Source organism: Oleiphilus sp. HI0043 (genome assembly GCF_001634935.1).
Map to the genome: position 1 here is coordinate 1 of NZ_LWEY01000367.1, position 1,098 is coordinate 1,098.

The 1,098-nt window shown below is 43.8% G+C and carries 1 protein-coding gene; it reads right to left on the reverse strand.

Going from position 1 to position 1,098, the window contains the following annotated elements:
* Nucleotides 1-86: 86 nt before the first annotated feature.
* Nucleotides 87-1,098, reverse strand: a 1,012-nt coding sequence (locus A3729_RS05055) for a lipopolysaccharide assembly protein LapB (RefSeq protein ID WP_156497679.1), incomplete at its 5' end; no start/stop codon positions are given.

A 1,098-nucleotide genomic window follows, 5' to 3' on the forward strand; every position in this document is an offset into this window, starting at 1 on the left:
GAGCGAATTTTTCATGTCGTGGACAGCTGAGGCGATAATCATCGAGAAATCGGGTTGTTTGTCTTTACTCATGATACTGTACTCGTTCAATTTTGTTTTTTGGATTGAAGTTCTGCTACTTGCTTCTCGAGGTGTTTAAGCCTTCGGTATTGGTTATGCTGTTCGGGTATGTTGTTTATTTTTTCAAGGGACTGCTCTGCAAGCTTTAATAAGCTATGGTCAGCAGTTTCTTTAAATAGCTTCGTTACAACTTGAGCTAGATTAAGATTCAAGGCTGCGTGTCTTGGTGTATGCTTGAGCGCTTCTTTGAATGCTTCAGCAGCTTGTGCAAGTTGGCCTTGTTCAAACTGCTCAATACCTGATTTATTAAGGCGTTTTGCTTGCTTTTTGGCCACTAAGCTTTCGGGTTCGTCAAGCTGGCTTTCAATTTGCGCTAGCGCTTCGGGGTCGTTACTGAATCGCTCAGCGAGTGTGATTAAGAGTTTCTCGGCACGTTCAAGCTCGTTTAAGGAGTAGAGTGTCTTTGCTAGCTCGATGCCAATTTCCGCTGAGAGCTTCTCTTCTTCAATCATGCACTCTGCTTGATGAAGTTTTTCCTGTGCTGCTTCGGCATTGTTCTGACCATTAAATACTCGAGCCTCGATAAGCGTTGCATTGAGGCAGGCCTGTTCGTCAGTCGAAAATTTATGTGTTAATTCGTTTAGAACTTGTATCGCTTCGTCCGCATGTGTTTTGCCAGAATCACTAAGGTCTCCCGATGACCTTTCGGATAAGCAGCGGCCAAGGTTTAGGTAGTTGTCAGCTTTTTCATGTATTGAGTGTTCGCCATATCGAATAGCTTTCCTGTATGCCTCTGTTGCGCTTTCAATGTCTTGATTCTTNTGACATAGCTTGCCTAGTTTCTCATGACGTAGAATTACTCTGGGCGACATTTCAACTGCTGACTCAAGTGATTCTTGTGCTTTCTGTGGTTGATTCAGTTTCTCGTAGCAAGCTGCGAGACCGTCATATGCTTCAACCATGTAGGGGTTAAGTTTAAGTGCCGCCTTAAAGTTCTCCAGGGCAGGTGAGTAGTCTTGATTTGCTAATTGAGCTTGC